This window comes from uncultured Kiloniella sp., from assembly GCF_937128705.1.
In the GTDB taxonomy this organism is placed as follows: Bacteria; Pseudomonadota; Alphaproteobacteria; order Kiloniellales; family Kiloniellaceae; genus Kiloniella.
The window spans coordinates 1-4,500 of record NZ_CAKZMP010000262.1; the positions used below are offsets into that span (position 1 = coordinate 1).

The window sequence follows — 4,500 nt, forward strand, 5'->3', positions numbered from 1 at the left end:
GATTACGGTTCCACCATGTCGTTACGATATGTCTATACGCCACAATTGGTTATTGATGGACGTGAAGAATTGGTGGGCTCACGACGAGGTGATGTTTTGCTCGGAATAGAAGAAGCGGCTAAAGCGGGTAAAGCTGTGTCTTTATCGATCGCGGGTAATACTTTATCTGAACCAACAGTAAATTTCAGCAAAGAGCTTCCGCTTGGAGGATCGGCTACTTTGTGGGTGGCTGTTTTTGACGAACAGCACGAGACAGAAATTCAACGCGGTGAGAATAAAGGGCTGTTTATGGTCAACAAACACGTTGTTCGTGGATTTGAACGTGCCGCTGAATGGAATGGTACAGATGCCTTTGTCTCGTTTAGTTTTGCCTCACTTGGGTTATCTCCGAAAGACGGATATGCTTTGTTACTACAAGATGGTCTTGGTGGTGCAATTCTTGGGGCCGTTTTGCACGAAAGTAACCCGAGTTAATTCCTATCCAAATTGGGTTAGAAATCTTTATCTCAGGAACAGAAAAGGCGGTTGATGTTGTTCAACCGCCTTTTGATACTTCTTGGGCCGAGAGAGAATCTCTTATGAAAGACCCTTGCCCATGACACGGGACATGCGTTGTGCAAATGTCGCGGCATCAGATGGGACCTGTCCTTCAAGGATTCTTGCCTGATCCAGCAAGAGCCAAGCAATGTCTTCAAGCTCTTTGGCAGCACCGTCTTCTTTGATCAGGGTAGAAAGCCGCTTGACCAGATCGTGTTTCGGGTTGATTTCGAGCACACGTTTACTGGCTTCATCAACCTGTTTATGGCTCCTTAGAATACGCTCCAGATGGATATCCATATCCCCTTCATCGGCCACAAGACAAACGGCAGAGTCGGTGAGGCGTTCTGAACTGCGGATATCTTTAACTTCCCCTTCGAGGGTCAGTTTCATATAACCGAGCAGGGCGCCGAGTTCAGCTTTGTCTTCTTCTTTGTCTTTTGAAGAATCATCCTTGTCATCTGCACTGTCGATCTTGTTCAAATCGGCACCGCCACGGGTAACAGATTTAAAGCCTTTGCCTTCGTACTCGTTAATGGATGTTACCCAGAATTCATCGACGGGGTCATGAAGAACAAGCACATCCACATCTTTGGCTTTGAAGCCTTCAATCTGTGGGCTACGACGAAGTGCCTGCTCATCTTCACCAGAGATATAGTAGATATGCTCTTGGCCCTCTTTCATGTTTTCGAGATAATCCGCAAGGCTGATCCAGCTATCGGTTTTGATGGATTTGAAGCGGCAGAGTTTTAAAAGAGCATCTTTTTGCGGCAGATCTTCGTAGAGACCTTCTTTGAGGACAGAGCCAAAGTTTTCCCAGAATTTCAGATATTCTTCCTGCTCGTTCTCAGCTTTTTTCTCGAGAATGCCAAGGACACGTTTCACAATGCCGCCGCGAATTTTACGCAGCATTGGGTTATCCTGAAGCATTTCACGACTGATGTTGAGCGGTAGATCTTCTGAATCAATCACGCCTTTCAGGAACCGCATGTAGGCAGGGATAAGTTCTTGGCAGTCATCGGTGATGAAGACGCGACGAACATAAAGTTTTACGCCGTGTTTGCGATCTGGGTGGAAGAGATCAAAGGGTTTACTGCCCGGAATGTAAAGAAGTCCAGAATATTCCAGGACACCTTCGACGCGGAAGTGTTCGCGTAACCATGGGTCGTCATAGGCATGGGCAACGTGATGATAAAACTCTTTGTACTGTTCATCTGTTACATCGGATTTACTCCGGGTCCAGATTGCAGAAGCAGAGTTTAAGGTTTCCCATTCTGTCTCATTATCTTCCGGGGTATTCTCAATGCTGCCATCTTCGTTTTCTGGGGACGCTTTTTTGAGTCGGATCGGAATTGGAATGTGGTCAGAATAGGTTTTGATGATAGTGCGAAGACGTAGTTCTTCACTAAACTCTTTTTGCTCTTCTTTCAGGTGCAGCGTGATAGAGGTTCCACGCACGGGTTTCTCAACTTCGGCAATGGTGAATTTGCCTTTGCCATCTGAATCCCATTGCCAACCCTGATCTTCGCCGGCACGACGACTGGTAACGCTGACTTTGTCGGCTACCATATAACTGGAATAGAAACCGACACCGAACTGACCGATCAGATTGCTGCCGTCTTTGCTGCTTTCCATCTGTTCCATAAAGGCGCTGGTGCCAGAACGTGCGATGGTCCCGAGGTTATCAATAAGCTCTTGGCGGTTCATGCCAATGCCGTTATCGCTGATGGTGAGCGTGTTGGCATTTGAATCTATTTCCAAGTCGATCCTGAAGTCCGGATCGTCTTTCATCAGGTCGCCATCTGTTACTGCTAAATACCGAAGTTTATCACATGCGTCAGAGGCATTGGAAATGAGCTCGCGCAGGAAGATTTCTTTATTGGAATAAAGCGAATGGGCCACGATGTCCAAGAGCCGGGAAACCTCGGCCTGGAAGGAAAGTTGTTCCTCAGACATGATTGTATAATCCACCTTTTAACTATTCGAAATAATATTGCTAATCTCTTGGCCTTATTTATCAAGAGCAGAAGACATATGGCTTAATAAGATCAGTATTTCAAGTCATCTAACCGATGAAGAGGTGTTGGCTGCCTTCTAAGCTATTGCAGGAATTTTGTGTTCCTGTAAAAACATAGAGATAATTTGTTGTGATTGTACAGCTCGTGTGCTCGGGCAAAGGGTTTTATCATTATGTCTAATCGGTTTTCTAAATCGATGTTGTTGGCTTTTTCTTTGGTGCTTGGTGGGTGTGCTGCTGGACCGAATTCTTCACCAAATATGGTGTTTGAACGCAAGGGTGTCGCCGTGCCAACCATGACTCAATATCAGTATTGTCATGGGTATGGATGCGCGAGACAATTAAGTCTGACCGTGAGTGATGCAGATAAACAAGGACTGATCAAAGCCTTTGGTGTACCGCAAACCCCACAGCAAGAGCGGGCTGCGATGGCAAAGGCGGTTGCTTATATGGAGCAAACGAATGCGCCAAAGGCTGGGACTGAAAATGATATCGGCGGCACCTTTACAGGTTATGGGCAATCGGGACAGCTTGATTGTGAAGATGAGGCTGTAAACACCACGACAACGCTGATGTTCCTCAACGAATTGGGGTTGATTAAACATCACAGACTACGGTCTCAGGTTACCCGAGGATTCTTTATTGGTGGATGGCCCCATACGTCTGCGGCTGTTGTTGATGTTTCTACCGGGAAAAGTTTCGCGATTGATTCCTGGTTTGAAAATAGCGGTGTAAAGCCGCATATTGTGCCATATGAAATGTGGTCTTCCGGGTGGGACCCTGGGAAAGACGGACCTGTCCCGACTGGGTTGCAATAACCAGTTCGGAAATGAATTGCTTTAAATTCAGATTGGCCCTGATAGGGCTTAACGAAGTCGATGACCGAGATCTTCTGGCGGAATTATTGTTGTAATCGTTGCTGTAACGATGAGTATTACCAAAACGATTGCTATTTCTATCGTTATGGAACGCCTGAGCTTATCGACCGCTTGTGGATGACCTGTCCTGAATTGTGGCACCAGCCGCAGCTTGTTTAAGGCTGCAAAGCAAAGCAGCATAGCGACAAGGTTCGCTTTTACTAAAAGCATCAAACCATAATCAGTTGTTAGTCCCTCTGTCCCCCCTGCAATAAACCAAGCCATGCCGATACCTGTGGCGAGTAATATGGGGACAAGAAAGGTTGCAATAATGCCAAATCGTTCCAAGGTTTCTGATGCGGTTTGTTTTTTTCTGGTCAATAAGCGTGAGTAGGGGAATGTAATCGAGTAGGTTTATTGTCGTTGCATTGGATAGAAAGTAAATTGTTTGGCCTGTGAATGTTTGATGCCATGATTTTGAAAAAGCATGAGCTAGGCTGAAATATTGCTGTTTTATTGATGTGTTTGGCGTCTTAATTACGTTTTCTTCTTTCTGTTTTCTGTGTATAAAATTATCTCATAATTTACGTTTTTTGATTTGGATTTTACGTGTTCTGTTATCACGGCCTCCTAATCGCAGGGGGGATAGATGGGTTTTCTCGCATCGACTAAAATCACAGCAGTTCTGGGGCCGACAAATACGGGTAAAACCTATCTGGCGATGGAACGGATGCTTGCTTATAGCTCGGGCATGATTGGTTTTCCTTTGCGGTTATTGGCCCGTGAGAACTATGACAAAGCCGTCGCCATAAAGGGTGCTGCCAAGTGTGCCTTAGTCACTGGTGAAGAAAAGATCCTTCCCAAATCCGCCCGTTATTTCTTTTGTACAGTTGAATCCATGCCAGTGGATAAATTGGTCGAGTTTCTGGCCGTTGATGAAATACAATTGGCGGCAGACGAGGAACGGGGGCATATCTTTACGGACAGGCTCTTAAATGCGCGGGGCACGGCAGAGACCATGTTTATGGGCTCGAATACAATCGCGCCGATCCTGAAGAAGCTTGTCAGGGATATCGAGTTTATTGAACG

General features: G+C 46.0%; 4 protein-coding genes and 1 pseudogene. 3 read left to right on the top strand and 2 right to left on the bottom strand.

Annotated elements, in window-relative coordinates; all coding sequences use genetic code 11:
* Positions 1–474: DUF1223 domain-containing protein (locus tag Q0241_RS13350; RefSeq protein ID WP_299378294.1), on the top strand; the 474-nt coding region annotated here is incomplete at its 5' end.
* A gap of 102 nt (positions 475–576) precedes the next feature.
* Here the strand turns inward: Q0241_RS13350 and htpG are convergent.
* Entirely contained in the window at positions 577–2,493 is a 1,917-nt protein-coding gene (htpG, locus tag Q0241_RS13355; protein ID WP_299378297.1) for a molecular chaperone HtpG, read from the bottom strand.
* Positions 2,494–2,727: 234 nt separating this feature from the next.
* Between htpG and Q0241_RS13360 the strand changes: the two genes are divergently transcribed.
* Positions 2,728–3,372 (top strand): hypothetical protein, encoded by a 645-nt coding sequence (locus Q0241_RS13360; RefSeq protein WP_299378300.1) that lies wholly within the window; start codon positions 2,728–2,730, stop codon positions 3,370–3,372.
* 48 nt (positions 3,373–3,420) lie between these two features.
* Here the strand turns inward: Q0241_RS13360 and Q0241_RS13365 are convergent, their stop codons facing one another.
* Positions 3,421–3,792: a CopD family protein gene (locus tag Q0241_RS13365; protein WP_299378302.1), complete on the bottom strand. Its 372-nt coding sequence runs from the start codon at positions 3,790–3,792 to the stop codon at positions 3,421–3,423.
* Between the two features lie 268 nt (positions 3,793–4,060).
* Between Q0241_RS13365 and Q0241_RS13370 the strand changes: the two are divergent.
* Positions 4,061–4,500 (top strand): annotated as a pseudogene (locus tag Q0241_RS13370) (disulfide oxidoreductase); the annotation flags it as partial.

What these genes read in the sequence shown, in the direction of transcription:
- htpG (WP_299378297.1), bottom strand. Translation starts at nt 2,493, where the DNA reads ATGTCTGAGGAACAACTTTCCTTCCAGGCCGAGGTTTCCCGGCTCTTG.
- Q0241_RS13360 (WP_299378300.1), top strand. Translation starts at nt 2,728, where the DNA reads ATGTCTAATCGGTTTTCTAAATCGATGTTGTTGGCTTTTTCTTTGGTG.